Origin of the sequence: Roseomonas mucosa ATCC BAA-692, from assembly GCF_000622225.1 — a bacterium.
In the GTDB taxonomy this organism is placed as follows: Bacteria; Pseudomonadota; Alphaproteobacteria; order Acetobacterales; family Acetobacteraceae; genus Roseomonas; species Roseomonas mucosa.
The window spans coordinates 1-14,471 of sequence record NZ_JHWD01000043.1 but is presented as its reverse complement, the minus strand read 5'-3'; the positions used below and the strand labels follow the sequence as shown (position 1 = coordinate 14,471).

Genomic DNA, 14,471 nt, shown 5'->3' with positions numbered 1-14,471 from the left:
CGGACCGGCGGCCCTGGACATCCCGGTTCCGGACAGCCTGGACATCCTTGCCTTGGCGCTTGCCGCCGCCGCCGCGGCCTGCCTGTTTGGCTTCAAGCTCGGCCTGATGAGAACGCTCGGCATCACCGCGGCTCTCGGTTTAGTGGCGAAGCTCGCCCTGGGCTAAGGCCGCTGCACGTGAGGGCTGCTTCCGGCATGCCGTGCCTGAAAGCGGACCGGCCGCTTCCGGCTAAGTCCAGTCGTTTAGGACGGCGTGCCGGGAGTCTGCCTCTATGCAATCGGTTTGCCTTCGACCTCCGTAGCTGGCCTCTACGAAGCCGACCGGGCGTCGCGGATGGAAAGCAGGAATACCTCGTGCAGGAAACCGGGTTGACCCCCGCCTACCTGATGGAATGCGAGAGCGTGAAGGTAGCGGCGTCTCTGGTGCCCCTCGATCAACCAGTAACGGGTTTCGGGGTGCTCACCCGTGTCCGTCAGGAGGCCGTCCGGCGCTTCAAGGATGACGGGCGGGATGTTCCAGGTTCCGGTCGCGTCCATCGTCCGACCCGGCTCGAACTCCTTGCCGTGGAATACGCGAAAGTTGAACTCGGGATCCTCGTCACTGTCCGGCATTCCCCAAGCGACATCCCTCAAGATGCGTTCCACGGTCCATCGCTCGACGCGGCACGACAGGCACTCAAGCGGCAGATGGCAGAACGGAGAATGCCTCCAGCACTTGTACACCCACTGCTCCGCGACGAGCGGGTGCAGGTTCGTCAATCGGTGGTGATTCCTCGCCCACCACGCTTCAAACGGCTCCTTGCCGAGGCTGCCTTCCCCAATCGGCTTCAGTGAGGCGTCCCAAGCCAGCGCGTGACGCGCGCGAACATCGACAAGCATTGGTCCCGAGTAACAGTGCCTGAGATAGCGCTCAAGCCTCGGTGCATGGTGTCAGGGTCCCGCACCCGCCCTCCTGAGCACGGCTGGCAGCAGTGCAAGCACCAACAGGATGTTGAGCACGGCGGCACCGCAGAGCGCAGCCAGCGTCGCCTGCGTCCCGAAGCTGTCCAGCAGCCAAGCGCCCAGGAAGGGCGAGGCTGCCTGAGCGATTAGAGTCGGCATCGCGATGCGGCCCATCAGCACGGCGTAGCCCTCCCTGCCGAAAAGCGCCAAGGGCACCGTCCCGCGGGCGATGGAGCGGATGCCGCTGCCCATGCCGTACATTACAATGCCCGTTGCCACGATGCCGGGCGCGCCCACCAACATGCCCAGGCCGACGGCCACTAGAACGGCCGAGGCGATCAGGCTCCAGATCGGATGCGCCTTCCTGCCGAAGAGCATCTCCAGCACGCGGGCGCCAACCTGGGCCGGGCCGATGAGCGTGCCCAGAGCAACGGCGGCGGTGAGAGCCAGCCCCTGCGACTGGAGCAGGGTCAGCAGGTGGACCGAGATGACGGTCATGATGACCGCGGCCAGGGTAAAGCTCGCCGCCAGCATGACGAGGGCATAGCGCTGGCCCGCCCGCACAGGGCCCGGCACCGAAACAGCCTTGGCGGCCGTGGGTGCTGCGGCGGGCTTGGACGCCTCGCGCGGCACCCCGAAGAGGTAGAGCGGTAGCACCACCGTAAGATGGATGGCGGCGTAGGTCAGGCAGGCGCCGCGCCAGCCCAGGTGGTCGACCAGCAAGGCGCTGAGTGGCCAGCAGACGGTGCTGGCGAAGCCGCCGAACAGGGTGACGTGGGTGATGGCCGGGCGGGCATGGTCGCCATACAGCCGCCCCAGCGTCGAGAAGGCCGGGTCATAGAGCCCGGCGCCCATGGCCAGGCCGAGGACGATCCAGGCCAGCACAAACACCGGCAGGCTGGGTGCCAGCCCGAGCAGCAGCAGGCCAGCGGAGAAGAGGACGGCGCTGGCCGCCAGAACGGGCCTGCCGCCGCGCTGCTCGATCAGGAAGCCGATGCGCGGCGACACCAGGCCAGACACCAGCATGCCGATGGACAAGGCGCCCATGAGCCAGGTCAGCGGCCAGCCGGTGTCCGCCAGCACGGGCCCCGCCAGCACGGCCAGCAGGTAGTAGGAGGAACCCCAGGCGAGGATCTGGGCGACGCCGATGGTGGAGACGACCACCAGCCTGGAGCGGCTAGTGGCTGGACCTGTAGAGCCTGCGTCGGCCGGGAGGGCGGCCTGGCTCATTCGGCAGGTTCGGCCGAGAGGGGCACCTTCTGGTCAGCGGTCCCGCAGCACGGCGTGTCCTCAGCCAATTCAGGCTTGAGCGGGCAGCCCGCCCCCTGGATTGTCGTCGGCGTGCAGCATGCGGCTTCGGCATCGAGCGCTGCCACCACGCGGCTGCTGCTGCACACGCCGGTCTGCGGCAGGTCCAGCTCCACCCGACGTGCGGCCTCCATGTCACCCACGAGGAAGGCGGCAATGGAGCGCACCTGCTCGTAGCCGGTGGCCAGCAGGAAGGTGGGCGCACGGCCGTAGCTGGCCATCCCGGCAAGGAAAAGTCCCGTATCGGGCTGCTGGAGTTCGTGGGCACCGTGAGGCCGAACGGTGCCGCAGGAGTGCAGGTTGGGGTCGATGAGCGGGGCCAGCACGCGCGGGCATTCCAGCGCCGGGTCCAGGTCGAGGCGGACCTCACCGAGAATGCCGAGGTCGGGCCGCAAGCCGGTGGCGACCACCATCTCGTCGGCTTCCGCCGTCTCCCCCTCGAGGCTCATGACCTGCAGGGAACCGTCGGCAGCCTGGCCGACCTCGTCCACCGAAAAGGGCGCGAGCAGCTCTACGGTGCCGCTTTCGACGAGGTGGTGCAGCTGCTGACCCAGGGCGCCGCGCTCCGGCAGCTGGTCGGCCGCGCCGCCGCCGTAAGCCCGCGTCAGGTCCGCGCTGCGGACCGCCCACAGGACGGTGGTGCCCGGCGCCTGCTCAGCCAAGCTGGCGAGGTCGAGCAGGGTGCCGACGGCCGAGTGGCCCGAGCCGACGACAAGGACGCGTCGCCCGGCGTAGCGACCGCGGTCGGCGCCGAGGACGTCGGGCATGCCATAGCGGATGCGGTCGGCGGCCCGATGCTCGCCGATGGCGGGCAGGCCGGAGGCGCCCGCCGGGTTGGGATGTCCCCAAGTGCCGGTGGCTACGATGACGGACTGGACCAGGAGGCGGTCCTCCATGCCCTCAGCCTGGAACCTGACCTCGAAGGGCTGCCGCTCACGACCGGCGTCGCGAACCTTGCCAGCGCGCTGTCGGGCAACTCCGGTCACCCGGGTGTTCAGACGGAGGCGGCCAGCCATCTCCGGCAGGGCAGCGAGAGGTGCCAGGTAGTCCTCGACGAGGTCACGGCCGGTGGGGAACGCCTCGGCATCGGGCGCCGTCCATCCATGCCGCTCCAGGAGCGTGCGGCACGCCCGGTCCACGTTGTAACGCCACGGGGAAAACGTGTGAACGTGACCCCATCCCAGCGGCGCCGTGCCGACCGAGGGACCAACCTCGAACACCAGCGGCTCCAGGCCGCGCTCCAGCAGGTGCGCTGCGGCGGCCAAGCCAACCGGGCCGCCGCCGATGATGGCGATGGGCAGCGTTGCGGGGCTGGGGAAGCCCTCAGGGCCCCTGCTCTGAGGGGCAGGCTTGGCAGAGCAACAGGAGCTCATCTGACGGTTTCCTTCCTTATGCCTCGGTGGGCGATGTATAGAGGCAAGCTGATGGTCAGCATTGGCATGCACCCTTGGCCCTGCCGCGAGCCTTGGCGGCACGGCCGGTCTCGGTCAGGGCGGTGGTGGCGTCCATCCAGGCCCCTAAACCAACGCGGAATGCCTCCCGCCCCTTGTCGGTCAGGGTGTAGACCTTGCGCTCACGGCCGGAGACGACCTCGGCTTCCGATGTCAGGTAGCCGCCCTGCTCGAACTCCCGGAGCGTCGGATACAGGGCGCCCTCAGAGGGCGAGCAGCAGCCGTTCGTGGTCCGCTCCACCGCGCGCGCGATGTCGTAGCCATGAGCCGGGCCGTCGTGCAGCACCTGCAGGACGAAGAAGCGACTGAGCGCCATCTTGATGGTCCCGGCCCAGTAGCCTCGGTCCGTGAAGTCCGGCGGGGGACGAGGCACGGCACGAAGGATGGGCTGCTGTGACATGGAGGAAGGCTATGCATCGATGGGCGATGCGTCAACAACAATGAAGGAGCGGCTCGGGGCATGTCTCAACCCACGCCCACAAGGTCCCAGACGCTAAGCCCGGCCGCCCTGGAAATCTGGCAGATGCCGCTGGCCCGCGCCCTCGGCCCACTCCGGCTCTCCGGCGGCACCGGCGGCGTCGGCATCAGCCTGATGCAGCGCCGGGTCGTGGGGTGGCGCCCGTTGCCCGACTGGGTCGACGGCACCGCCTGCGCGGCCGTCATGCGGCACGCCCTGCGGGAGCACCTCGATGCCGCGGGGCGCCTCGGGCTCTGGCGGCGGGGCTCGCAGGCAAGGACTCGATCCCGGCAAGGATTCGGCGGCGGGGCAGGGCAGGGCAGGGGGCCGCGACGTCCCGGCTGACTCACCGAATTTCTCGGCGCGGGAAGGGCGGGCATCTGGTAATCCCGGGCGCACAGCAGCAGGCCGGTCGGGCCGGGCCGCGTCGGCGCCATCCCGGCCGCCGCGCGGCTTGCGCTGCGACGGTGAGCCGGAGGCGGGTGCAGTCAAGTGGTCAAGGTCGTCTCCTTCGCGTCAGCCATGAAGTCCATCGAGGGTGATCCTCCTTGGTTTCCGTGGACACCCAGAGGCAAGCTTTGAGCTGGAGGTGTTCAATGGATCAGCAGGCGACGAGGGCCAAGCCACGTTCCTATACGGAGGACTACAAGCGCCAGGTCGTGGATATGGTGGTCGGTGGCGGGCGCACGCCGACGGCGGTGGCGGGCGAGGTCGGCCTGCACCCGACGCTGCTGTGCCGGTGGGTGCGCCAGTATAGCGCCGGCGGTGGCAAGACCGAGGTGCCGCGGCCTGCAGCTGCCACCTCCCTCAAGCCCTTGCCGGTCCCGACGGCCGACCAGGCTGCCGAGATCGCGCGGCTGCGGCGCGAGTGCGACCGGCTCCGCATGGAGCGAGACATTTTAAAAAAGTCCATTTCGATCTTCGCGGGACCACTGAGATGAAGTTTCGTGTGGTCGAGGACTGCCGCGATGTCTGGGCGGTCCAGCCGTTGTGCCGTGTGCTGGGGATCTCGACCGCCGGCTACTACGCTTGGCGGTCGCGGCCGGATAGCAAGCGCGCCGTCGAGGATTGTGCCCTGCTGGCCGACATCCGCCAGGCCCATGCCAACAGCGGTGGCCGTTACGGCAGTCCCCGTGTGTATGCCACCTTGCGGGCGCAGGGGCGACAGGTTGGACGTGGACGGATCGAGCGCCTGATGCGGCGGCATGGCGTGCGCGGCCTTGTCGCCCCGCACCGCCGCGTGCAAACCACCGACAGCCGCCACGCCTTCCCGGTCGCTCCCAATCTGCTGGAACGCAAGTTCTCCACCACCAGCAGGCCGAACCAAGTCTGGCTGGCAGACCTTGAACCGCCCCGGGATTGCCGGAGGCCATTGGGCTTAAATTATGCGGCCATGGGAGTGCCGTCCAGCATGGCGTAGTAGCGTTCTTCGGCTTCGGCAGGTGGTATATTGCCGATGGGCGCGAGAAGCCGGCGGTTGTTGAACCAGTCCACCCATTCCAGCGTGGCGTATTCGACGGCCTCAAAGGATCGCCACGGACCACGCCGGTGGATCGCCTCGGCCTTGTAAAGGCCGTTGATCGTCTCTGCCAAAGCGTTGTCGTAGCTGTCGCCTACACTGCCCACCGATGGCTCGATCCCGGCTTCGGCAAGGCGCTCGGTATATTTGATCGAGACATACTGGCTGCCGCGGTCGCTGTGATGGATCAGGCCACCACGACGGACAGGACGCCGATCATGGATCGCCTGCTCCAGGGCATCCAGCACGAAGCTGGCATGCGCCGTCCTGCTTACCCGCCAGCCCACGATATAGCGGGCGTAGACGTCGATCACGAAGGCCACGTAGACGAACCCTGACCAAGTCGCGACATAGGTGAAGTCCGACACCCACAGCATGTTCGGCGCCGGGGCGTGGAACTGCCGGTTCACCTGGTCGAGCGGGCAAGGCGCGGCCTTGTCGCTCATCGTCGTGCGCACCGGCTTGCCGCGGATCACGCCCTGCAAGCCCAGCTCGCGCATCAGCCGCTCCACCGTACATCGGGCTATGTCGAAGCCTTCGCGCCGCATCTGTCGCCAAACCTTGCGCACGCCGTAGACGCCGAAGTTCTCGGTAAAAACCCGCATCACCTCTGGCTTCAGGGCCCGATCACGCTGGGCACGCGACGATAAGCGCGAGGGATCGCGCCGCTGCGCCAGGTGCTCATGGTAGGTGGATGGGGCGATCGGCAGAACCCGGCAGATCGGCTCGACCCCATAGTCACCGCGATACTCGTCGATGAACGCGATCATCGCTTGAACGGGCGGTCGAGCTCCGCCTGGGCAAAATACGCAGATGCCTTGCGCAGGATCTCGTTGGCCTGGCGCAGCTCGCGGTTCTCGCGCTCCAGCGCCTTGAGCTTGTCAGCCACATCGGTGGGCACACCAGCTCGTTTGCCGCTGTTCACCTCGGCCTTCTTCACCCACTCCAGCAGCGTGTGCCCCGAACAGCCGAACTTCTCAGCAATGGATGTGATTGCGGCCCAGCGGGACGGATGGTCGCCTTCGTGATCCAGCACCATGCGGACCGCCCGTTCACGAACCTCCGGTGCAAACTTGTTCGTCGTCTTGCTCATAGTAGACCCTTCCTCTCAGGAGTTGGGGCCTCCGACAATCCCGGGGCGGTTCACCTGACCTACATTCCGACAGCTGAAGGTTGGCTGTACATGGCCGCCATCATGGACCTGCACACCCGTAAGATCGTGGGCTGGTCCATGCGCGACCATCTTAGGGCCGAGCTGGCGACCTCGGCGCTGCTGATGGCCATCCAGCGCCAGCGTCCCAGTGCCGGCCTGATCCAACATTCCGACCGCGGCGTCCAATATGCCTGCGGTGACTACCAGGCGGCGCTGACCAAAGCAGCCATCATCCCGTCGATGAGCCGGCGGGCCAACCCGCTGGACAACGCGCCAATGGAGAGCTTCTTCCATACGCTGAAAACCGAGCTGGTGCATCACCGGGCCTATGCCACCAGGGATGAGGCCAAGCGCGACCTGTTCTCCTACGTCGAGGGCTTCTACAACCGACAGCGCCTTCATTCGGCCCTGGACTACCGCACGCCAGACCAGGCAGAACGGCAGGCAGCAAACGTAGCGTAACCCGTCCACAGAAGTCGTGGAGGATCACCCCGAAGCCCGAGCTTTCCTGTCTCAGTTCAACGAGTTGCTGGTTGTTCAAGGCCGACTACTTCACCGACCTGCTGACCCGCCTCGTCAATGGCTGGCCCAACAGCCGCATCGACGAACTCATGCCGTGGTGCTGGGCCGCCAAAAACGGCAGTTGATCTCAAATACAGCCAGCATGGGTCTGTAGGCCTCGCTTACGGTATAGGCGTCGTCAACGCCCTTTGAGCCTCAACAACCGGCAGCGCGGCAGGAGACCTCTCCGCCGCCGCTGGAGGCAGTCGCGGTGTAGCCGGTCCGGGTGCGATCCCCGCGAGGAGATCCCGGCGCCAGGTGTAGAGCAGGCCCGTCCCGATCCCCTCACGCTGCGCGACCTCCTTGGCAACCACGCCGGGCTGCATCGCCTCCGCGACGATCCGCAATTTCTGCTCCGCGCTCCAGCGCCGACGCCGCTCACCGCGCGTCACCACCTCTACGAACTCGCTCCGAGCACTCATACGATCACTCGTATGAGTGCTCGGAGCCGTGCTCTCCACCTTGTCTCCGTCCACCGAACGCCCCCTCACCAGGAGAGCAAACCTCGGAGGCTCAGCCAGGACCCTCAACCATGGGGTTCAGCCGACGGATACCGCCGAGGCGCTGCATGCCTATATCCAGACTGCCGGGATCGCTGACGACCGCAGGGGCTGGCTGTTCCGCACAGCGCCAGGCCACAAGGCAACCGAGCTCACCAATCAGCCGCTGGCCCAGGCTGACGCGTGGCGCATGTTGCGCCGCCGTGCTGTCGCCGCCGGCATCACAGCGCCGATCGGCAACCACACCTTCCGCGCGACCAGCATCACCGCCTATCTCGCGAACGGCGGTGCTCTTGAGCATGCGCAGGAAATGGCAGCGCATGAGAGCCCGCGCACCACCAAGCTCTACAACCGCACCAAGGAGCGGCTGACGCAGGACGAGGTAGAGCGGATCAGACTGTGATGCGTCTCGATTCTCGTACTATTCACCATAAGGAGACCTCAAGCAGATTTCAGGTACTTTCGTCCACTTAGGGCGCTGTATATCTCACCTTGCATGAAAGCCATGATGGCTAAAGTCGTCGCGAGATAGTCAGATAACGCCTGATCGCTTGGGATCAACAATCTGTCGCCATGCGAAATCGCGTTCCTAATACCCAATAACTTGCTGATATTCGAACGGTGGACTTCGATAGAAAGGCAATCTAGTCCGAGTTGAAAAAGCAATTTTTTAAGAACATCCGGCGACAAGTTGGATTTTGTGTCAACTACCTGATCCGGAATATCCACTTTATGCGCCGTAATTCTCTCATAAGACTCAACAAACATCTGCTCGCGAGCTGATAGGTGCAATTGTGTGTCGTCCGGCATGCGATTGCGAAAAGTTTCGTGTTTGCTATTCGGGTCCCTTAACGCGGCAAAAACCTTATGCAGAGTGGCAGCTGCAACTGGATAGCTAGCCTCGGCACAGGTCAACCCTAAAGCATTGAGCGCCGATGTATAGGAGAGAAGAGAAAATTTACAAAATCCTTCAAGATGCGCGTACATTAGCAGAATGAGCGAGCGTTTAAGCATCGCCTGCTCATTTGCGGATGCTGCCGCCTGGATTAAGCGGTCTATCAGACGCATTTCAGCCTCGCGACTGGCTCGGTCAGCTTCCAGGTCCTCAAAAACAGACTCAGGGGAACGCATGGATGAGCCGTTGCCTTACAAAATTGATCCGATCATTCAGCGGGCCAGGCGAGTTTTTCCCACCGCCAGTTGTTTGTCTGACAAATTCGCTGTCAAGCTTAATGCTTTTAAGGCAGTCAGCAATGGCGGCCATTACGACGTGGTCTGTCGGGTCAAGTTTGTCGATGACGCTCTGAAGAGCAACTGTAATTGCCTCGAAATGGTACACACTGAAGCCCGACGCCAGATCGGTTCCACTCTTATTCCTGAATGCAAAGGACTTGTCGCCTAGAGAGGCCTTCAAAACCGCAAAGGTCTTGCGAAAGTTGGCTTCCTCTCCAGCAAAGTCAAAACTGTGTGCGCGGCTTGGATCGGCGACGTCCTCCATATACTCTGTCAGAAAATCAGATACTTCGTGTTTGAATTTATCCAGCCGATTCTTGAGCGCGAAAAATCTTAAGACCAGTTCCTGATCGATCCCTGAAAGAAGCCGCGCCTCCGTCAAGGCGCTTGTGCAGACCTGAAAATCATCAACCCCGCTCATATTGATGATGAAATCGGGAAACTCAGTACTGAGCATGCGAATTGTGCAATTACGAATCTGCTGCTCCGACAGGCCTTCTCCGCCTGTGTTAAGCCGCTTGAACATGTGATATTTGAAATGCGGATCAGCGCCCCTGCGAACAACCTCCACTCGAATGAATGCGCGCTTCAACCTGATCTGCATGGAGGTTGGCAGATCGTCAAAGGTGAGATCGTTCAGCGCGTGCACGATGTCACAATCTACAAGTTTCAGCTTGTCGCCCTTTTGAACAGGACGATCGAGATGAGGGGCGTCCAACGCGCCTCGTAAATGCAAGTAGGATGAAATCCGTTGCAGTCCGTCGATCAGCTGATAGCGGCCTTCCTCCTCCTCGATTACAAAGATCGGCGGCACAGGCATTTCTAGAATCAGCGACTCTATGAGACGCGAACGCTGTCCTTCGGTCCACCTAAAGAGCCTCTGATAGTCCGGGGTGATGTTGAGCTCGCCTGCCTCGGCCATGTCGAGAAGTTCATTGAAAGAAAGATCAAGTGCCTGAGTGCTGGCGCGTTTTAGCGTTCCCGCGACCTCCTCGATAAGGCGCGCGCTTGAGCCTGACATCGCTAACGATCTCCACGTTGAAAACAGAGGACGGACTCAACTGTTCCGAGCCTGTTTGTGCGACCTGTAGCATGCGGATGAATCGCCGCCATAGTTCGATGCACTGTAAAATCTTCTCGTCGCATTAACTGCAGGTTCCGACTGGCTGCCATCTCTACCAGAACGGCAGGAAGATTATTGTGAATGTCTTTGTAGTGCGAATCCTGTACTACAAAAATCGCTGCTGCACCGTCCTTAAGAACACTGGAAATCCTGGAGATAGACCGGCTCATTTTATCGAAGTAGTCGAGATGCGTCTTTAAGTAATATCCTGCAGATGACTTGGACGGGTGAAGTCTAACTTTTTCTAAGAAGTCGCGGCAGGTGGTGCCCCACTGGTTATCGTATTCGATAGGTTGCGATGGGACGCGAGTTGAACCAATCATCCGCCGGCCAAGGGCATGCACATCCGACCGAATAAGGCCATTCAATACAGCCAATTCAATCTGAGTGGCCACTGCGTAGTCTATCCGAGTGCAGTAAGGTGGTGAAGTGAGCACAAAATCTACTGTCGCCTCCCCCGCGAAAAACGAAGTGCTATCTGCTAGTCGAGCTTCTGCGAAGGTGCATTTCAGAGGATGATCGTCTGCACACTTTGAAAGCGCTTCTGCCATGCCTCTAATCTGGGATAAAAAGGTGCTCCGCAGCTCGTCATCGCGGACATGAACGAGCTCCTCGGCAGATTTCGCCCTACGCCACCATGTCGGATTGGAAGATCGGAAGGTGACGGACGCACTTCGTGCCACAGCAAATAGTGCGACGTAGAAGGCTGAAGCGATGCTTGATAGACGATCAAGATCAGCGCCCCGTTCCGATATTGTGAACCGACCCACGAGGCTGCTTGAAATCGCCTGCTCGATTGCACGGACATGGCGCGCCGTCTCGTGATCGAACCAACTCAGCAGAGGATCATCCGCCGGAAGAGTCACTGGAACATCGCAATGATCAATTAGCTTCTGACCAAGTGGCTCAAGGCTGTCTGCTTCGCTTGGAGGTAGAAGCCTTGCTCGCGCAACAGCAATCATAACCGGATTGAGATCGAGACCAATCCCAAGGTGACCGTGATTCCGAGCTGCATAAATTGTTGTCCCGCTTCCGTTCCACGGATCCAGGACAACAGCACGTGGCGCTAGGCGTGCAGAGCTGATTATGTCGGAAGCAAAAGCCTCCGGATAACCGGCGTAGTAGGGAAAAAACCCCTCCCATCCAACTTGTAGGCGCCGATTTCGCTTGGGAGACGGGATTGCGAGACTGTCGAACATCATGTCTGCGCAGTCTGTAGGAGGTACGCAGGGGTCAAGTCTGCCTTGCTCTCCATCATGCGACCGTTGTCAGCCCGTTCTTGGCGACGAGCGAGAGAAGCTTAAGGGACGGGCCTTGCGGGCGCTTCTCGCCGCGCTCCCACTGGCTGACGAGGCCCGTCGTGACGTTGAGATAGCGCGCGAACACGGCTTGGCTGGCCCCTTCCCGTTCACGGAGAGCACGGATTTCTTCAGGTGTGAGCGGGCGCACGGGCGTCAGGCAGGCGTCGTCGAACTGGCGCATGGTCTGCTTGTCCATGAGCCCGGCATTGTGGAGGCCCTCGGCGGTCTCGTGGATCGAGGCCATGGCCCTGCTGCGATACTGCTTACTCATCCTCCGTTACCTCCGTCAGCACGCCGGCGCCGATCGCTGTCGCGAGCGCCGCATCGTCATAAGCCAGCAACTGCGCCGCCAGCAGCTTGAAAGCGGCCAGCTCGTCATCGCGGATGTTGTCCTGCTCGTTCTTGGCGAAGCCATGCACGAAGAAGGACCGCTCCCCAACCCGGAAGAGGATGATCGTGCGGAACCCGCCCGACTTCCCTGCTCCCTCGCGGGCAATGCGCTGCTTGATGACCCCGCCGCCCAGATCGGCGTCGATCAGTCCCCGCCCTGCCCTGCCGACCGCCTCGCGCAACGCCGCGTCGCTCAACCGCGCCTTCCTGGCGAACCGCGCAAACGGCTTGTTCTTGAATATCCTCACCTGCCCTCACCAACAGCCGCCGCGAGGTCATCCAAAAATTACTATAGCACTTAGTGCTATAAAATGCAAGGCGGGCGTCCCCCCTACCCTTGGGCCGCCAGACGGGGCCAGGCTGTGCCATAATGGCGGCTGAACCCGGTGTCGGGCGGGCTCAAGGCCTGCCCGGCCGTCTGCCAGAGGGCCGATGTGCAACCGCTGCGCTGACCGCCTCCCGCTTGAACTCCTCCGTCCAGCCCCGCTGACGTGGATCTCCCATCGCGCCCTCCAAGTCATCATGACCTTACCTGAGCGCTCTCCACTTCTCCCGGGAAAGTCCAAGGAGGGGCTGTCCTGGACTCCTGCGGGGCAGTCCAGTGGCCCTGGACTCTTGCGGGACCCGAGTCGTCGGTCTCTCGGAGACATGGCGGAGCCTCGTCCACAGGGCAAACCTGGGCTTTTGCGGGTATCCCCAGGATTCATGCGGGATACCCTCGTGTAGAAATCAATGACTTATGAAGTTATCTACTGGGTTCCTGCGGGGCATAACTAATAGAGTTTCTAATAATCTTCAAATAGCTCGTCCCGCAGAAGTCCAGGTGGACACGCCACCCCAGATCGAGCACGTTCTTCAGCGAGATTTGGGATGGCATCTGTGGAGGACGAGGCGATGGGGACAGTCCATCGACTCATTGAGGAGCACGGGCGGCAAGGGGCATTGAAAATGGCTCCAACCGACGGAGACCGCCGCGCCATCGAGGCCGCCATCCAGTACATGGCCGACGAGGACGCCGGGATCGGCTTCCTCTACAGCGGTTGGTGCCAAGCCGCCCTACCCCACAAGAAGCTCGCTGACGATGCGGCCTGGAAGATCGAGACCGACCGGGTCGCGCTCATCGTCGAGCCAGGGCGTCGCAACATCCCCGGTGGAGGCATAGAATGGGTCGGCGCACCTTACGGCTCGCGAGCCCGCCTCATCTTGCTGTTTCTACAGAGCGAGGCGCTCCGGACCAATTCCCGCGACATCGAACTCGGGAGAAGCCTACACATGTGGCTCGGGCGCCTCGGGATCCCGATCGGCGGCAAGAGCTTCAAGGACGTCCGGGAACAGGCCGAGCGCCTCTCTAGGTGCCGGATGACCTTCCACATCATCGCAGGCGACCGGGCTGGGCTGGTCAACCAGAACATTGTAGACACTGCGATGTTCGTGCAGGAACCGTCGGCCGAGGGCCAGGGTTCCCTGTTTGTCGAAACAGCGCGCCTCTCGGAGACCTTTTTCGAGCAACTCAGGAAGCACCCGGTGCCCCTAGAAGAGTCGGCGATACGGGCGATCTCAAATAACTCGCAAGCTCTCGACATCTACTGCTGGCTCGCATACCGGCTCCACGTTCTTCCGCCCGGGAGGCCGGTCTCGGTGTCCTGGCGGGCACTGTTCGGGCAGTTCGGGGCCTCCTACAAGCGCATCGATCACTGGAAAGAGCGCTTCGTGGACAGCCTGAAGATCGCGACTGCGGTCTACCCACACGCAAGCATCGAAGTGGCACCCGAGGGCCTCGTGTTGCGCCAGTCCCGCCCGCCGGTGGCGCCTCGCCTCGTCTCTGGCGGATCTCCCGCAAGAGCCCAAGGATAAGCAGCACCGTTTTCCTGGACCCCGCAAAAGTCCAAGAAAAACCGGGCAGCTCGGGACCCCTCCTGACGCTGGGGCGGCCAATCCTACCGCAGCCCCTTCCCGCCGCCGATCCATGCACCACGGTCCAGGAACGGGACAAACAGGTCCAGCTGGGGCCGGACGACCGGGCGCTTTCCGCTCATGCCCCCCTGCCCTTCTTGACGCGCTCCCTCTCCAGGGCCGCCAGGGCCATCTCAACGATCTCACCGAGCGCCTGGCTGCTTAATGCCCGCTTTCCAAGATCAAGCCCCAGGATGTTCACCGTGCCTCCGGGTGCCGCCACCCAGTTCGATAGTATGATGCGTGTGGATCGGCATGGAATAGGAACCCTGTTGGAGGGGTGATCGGCGTCCAAACGGGACCCCACTGACGGCGGGGTTCACAGTGGTTTCCGGGATGATCGGGAGCCAGTGCTGGGATGCTGGTCGTGGAGACAGTGGCAAAGATCCGGCGCCTGCACCGGGTGCAGGGCAAGTCGATCAAGGCGATCTGTCGTGAGCTCGGGATTTCGCGAAAGGTGGTCCGGAAGGTTCTGCGGTCCGGGGAGACGGAATTCCGCTACAGCCGGGCGCGGCAGCCGCAGCCCAAGCTGGGGCCGTGGCAGGCCGAGCTGGAGCGCCTGCTGGAGGCGAACGAGGCG

16 protein-coding genes, 2 pseudogenes and 1 other annotated feature are annotated in these 14,471 nt (G+C 62.8%); of the genes and pseudogenes, 7 read left to right on the top strand and 11 right to left on the bottom strand.

Annotation, left to right across the window (positions count from 1 at the left end):
* Positions 1 to 309: 309 nt before the first annotated feature.
* The 4 genes from BT98_RS0119330 to BT98_RS25160 all read right to left on the bottom strand — a co-directional run bounded on the left by BT98_RS0119330 (position 310) and on the right by BT98_RS25160 (position 4,101).
* Positions 310 to 879 carry a hypothetical protein gene (locus BT98_RS0119330; RefSeq protein ID WP_139323238.1) on the bottom strand — a complete coding sequence of 190 codons (570 nt, stop codon included), beginning with the start codon at positions 877 to 879 and terminating at the stop codon, positions 310 to 312.
* Positions 880 to 930: 51 nt separating this feature from the next.
* Positions 931 to 2,106 (bottom strand): MFS transporter, encoded by a 1,176-nt coding sequence (locus tag BT98_RS0119325; protein ID WP_244881542.1) that lies wholly within the window; start codon positions 2,104 to 2,106, stop codon positions 931 to 933.
* A 62-nt stretch (positions 2,107 to 2,168) separates the two neighbouring features.
* Positions 2,169 to 3,623, bottom strand: a complete 1,455-nt coding sequence (locus BT98_RS0119320) for an NAD(P)-binding domain-containing protein (RefSeq protein WP_027297430.1) — start codon at positions 3,621 to 3,623, stop codon at positions 2,169 to 2,171.
* A 55-nt stretch (positions 3,624 to 3,678) separates the two neighbouring features.
* The gene (locus tag BT98_RS25160) at positions 3,679 to 4,101 is read right to left on the bottom strand and encodes a PadR family transcriptional regulator (RefSeq protein ID WP_027297429.1); all 423 of its coding nucleotides are present in this window, start codon (positions 4,099 to 4,101) and stop codon (positions 3,679 to 3,681) included.
* Between the two features lie 653 nt (positions 4,102 to 4,754).
* On the opposite strand from BT98_RS25160, the gene BT98_RS0119305 reads away from it, so the two are divergent.
* Together BT98_RS0119305 and BT98_RS26820 are read left to right on the top strand one after the other, a co-directional pair.
* Positions 4,755 to 5,099: a transposase gene (locus BT98_RS0119305; protein ID WP_027297427.1), complete on the top strand. Its 345-nt coding sequence runs from the start codon at positions 4,755 to 4,757 to the stop codon at positions 5,097 to 5,099.
* A complete protein-coding gene (locus BT98_RS26820; RefSeq protein ID WP_081798674.1) occupies positions 5,096 to 5,578 on the top strand; it encodes an IS3 family transposase in 483 nt (160 codons plus the stop codon). Before BT98_RS0119305 ends, BT98_RS26820 begins: the two co-directional genes overlap by 4 nt.
* Here the strand turns inward: BT98_RS26820 and BT98_RS0119300 are convergent.
* Positions 5,542 to 6,770 (bottom strand): IS3 family transposase gene (locus tag BT98_RS0119300; protein WP_115359400.1). Its coding sequence is split into 2 segments (ribosomal slippage): positions 5,542 to 6,482 and positions 6,482 to 6,770, totalling 1,230 coding nucleotides; the frame shifts between segments, so codons are not numbered across the junction. The two genes, BT98_RS26820 and BT98_RS0119300, sit on opposite strands and share 37 nt — an antisense overlap.
* Positions 6,373 to 6,489 (bottom strand) — a sequence feature (AL1L pseudoknot). Its footprint overlaps the gene before it by 117 nt.
* Positions 6,771 to 6,824: 54 nt before the next feature.
* On the opposite strand from BT98_RS0119300, the pseudogene BT98_RS25155 reads away from it, so the two are divergent.
* Together BT98_RS25155 and BT98_RS27380 are read left to right on the top strand one after the other, a co-directional pair.
* A pseudogene (locus BT98_RS25155) lies at positions 6,825 to 7,292 on the top strand (IS3 family transposase); the annotation flags it as partial.
* 71 nt (positions 7,293 to 7,363) lie between these two features.
* Positions 7,364 to 7,477, top strand: coding sequence for a transposase domain-containing protein (locus BT98_RS27380; RefSeq protein ID WP_027297425.1), 114 nt, complete (start codon positions 7,364 to 7,366; stop codon positions 7,475 to 7,477).
* A gap of 36 nt (positions 7,478 to 7,513) precedes the next feature.
* Here the strand turns inward: BT98_RS27380 and BT98_RS28625 are convergent, their stop codons facing one another.
* A complete protein-coding gene (locus BT98_RS28625) occupies positions 7,514 to 7,813 on the bottom strand; it encodes a transposase (protein ID WP_051544350.1) in 300 nt (99 codons plus the stop codon).
* A 28-nt stretch (positions 7,814 to 7,841) separates the two neighbouring features.
* Here BT98_RS28625 and BT98_RS26815 point away from each other — a divergent pair, with 28 nt between their 5' ends.
* Positions 7,842 to 8,294 carry a tyrosine-type recombinase/integrase gene (locus BT98_RS26815; protein ID WP_075821294.1) on the top strand — a complete coding sequence of 151 codons (453 nt, stop codon included), beginning with the start codon at positions 7,842 to 7,844 and terminating at the stop codon, positions 8,292 to 8,294.
* A 38-nt stretch (positions 8,295 to 8,332) separates the two neighbouring features.
* On the opposite strand, the gene BT98_RS27375 is transcribed toward BT98_RS26815, so the two are convergent.
* The 5 genes from BT98_RS27375 to BT98_RS0119260 are packed head-to-tail and all read right to left on the bottom strand — an operon-like array spanning position 8,333 to position 12,186.
* On the bottom strand, positions 8,333 to 9,022 hold the full coding sequence (locus tag BT98_RS27375; RefSeq protein WP_139323240.1) for an MAE_28990/MAE_18760 family HEPN-like nuclease: 690 nt from the start codon (positions 9,020 to 9,022) through the stop codon (positions 8,333 to 8,335).
* On the bottom strand, positions 9,009 to 10,145 hold the full coding sequence (locus BT98_RS26810) for a DUF262 domain-containing protein (protein WP_075821295.1): 1,137 nt from the start codon (positions 10,143 to 10,145) through the stop codon (positions 9,009 to 9,011). The genes BT98_RS27375 and BT98_RS26810 overlap by 14 nt, the downstream gene beginning before the upstream one ends.
* A 2-nt stretch (positions 10,146 to 10,147) precedes the next feature.
* Entirely contained in the window at positions 10,148 to 11,449 is a 1,302-nt protein-coding gene (locus BT98_RS26805; RefSeq protein ID WP_075821296.1) for a DNA methyltransferase, read from the bottom strand.
* A gap of 52 nt (positions 11,450 to 11,501) precedes the next feature.
* Positions 11,502 to 11,819 carry a helix-turn-helix domain-containing protein gene (locus tag BT98_RS0119265; protein ID WP_027297422.1) on the bottom strand — a complete coding sequence of 106 codons (318 nt, stop codon included), beginning with the start codon at positions 11,817 to 11,819 and terminating at the stop codon, positions 11,502 to 11,504.
* Positions 11,812 to 12,186, bottom strand: a complete 375-nt coding sequence (locus BT98_RS0119260; RefSeq protein ID WP_027297421.1) for a type II toxin-antitoxin system RelE/ParE family toxin — start codon at positions 12,184 to 12,186, stop codon at positions 11,812 to 11,814. The genes BT98_RS0119265 and BT98_RS0119260 overlap by 8 nt, the downstream gene beginning before the upstream one ends.
* Positions 12,187 to 12,808: 622 nt before the next feature.
* Here BT98_RS0119260 and BT98_RS0119255 point away from each other — a divergent pair.
* Together BT98_RS0119255 and BT98_RS25140 are read left to right on the top strand one after the other, a co-directional pair.
* Complete coding sequence (locus BT98_RS0119255) at positions 12,809 to 13,792, top strand: replication protein RepA (RefSeq protein WP_244310915.1); 984 nt, start codon at positions 12,809 to 12,811, stop codon at positions 13,790 to 13,792.
* Between the two features lie 457 nt (positions 13,793 to 14,249).
* Positions 14,250 to 14,471, top strand: a pseudogene (locus tag BT98_RS25140) (IS21 family transposase); the annotation flags it as partial.

Excerpts from the sequence above, each read along its gene's own strand:
- BT98_RS0119330 (WP_139323238.1), bottom strand. The coding sequence starts at position 879 with ATGCTTGTCGATGTTCGCGCGCGTCACGCGCTGGCTTGGGACGCCTCA.
- BT98_RS0119320 (WP_027297430.1), bottom strand. The coding sequence starts at position 3,623 with ATGAGCTCCTGTTGCTCTGCCAAGCCTGCCCCTCAGAGCAGGGGCCCT.
- BT98_RS25160 (WP_027297429.1), bottom strand. The coding sequence starts at position 4,101 with ATGTCACAGCAGCCCATCCTTCGTGCCGTGCCTCGTCCCCCGCCGGAC.
- BT98_RS0119305 (WP_027297427.1), top strand. The coding sequence starts at position 4,755 with ATGGATCAGCAGGCGACGAGGGCCAAGCCACGTTCCTATACGGAGGAC.
- BT98_RS26820 (WP_081798674.1), top strand. The coding sequence starts at position 5,096 with ATGAAGTTTCGTGTGGTCGAGGACTGCCGCGATGTCTGGGCGGTCCAG.
- BT98_RS28625 (WP_051544350.1), bottom strand. The coding sequence starts at position 7,813 with ATGAGTGCTCGGAGCGAGTTCGTAGAGGTGGTGACGCGCGGTGAGCGG.
- BT98_RS27375 (WP_139323240.1), bottom strand. The coding sequence starts at position 9,022 with ATGCGTTCCCCTGAGTCTGTTTTTGAGGACCTGGAAGCTGACCGAGCC.
- BT98_RS26810 (WP_075821295.1), bottom strand. The coding sequence starts at position 10,145 with ATGTCAGGCTCAAGCGCGCGCCTTATCGAGGAGGTCGCGGGAACGCTA.
- BT98_RS26805 (WP_075821296.1), bottom strand. The coding sequence starts at position 11,449 with ATGATGTTCGACAGTCTCGCAATCCCGTCTCCCAAGCGAAATCGGCGC.
- BT98_RS0119265 (WP_027297422.1), bottom strand. The coding sequence starts at position 11,819 with ATGAGTAAGCAGTATCGCAGCAGGGCCATGGCCTCGATCCACGAGACC.
- BT98_RS0119255 (WP_244310915.1), top strand. The coding sequence starts at position 12,809 with ATGGCATCTGTGGAGGACGAGGCGATGGGGACAGTCCATCGACTCATT.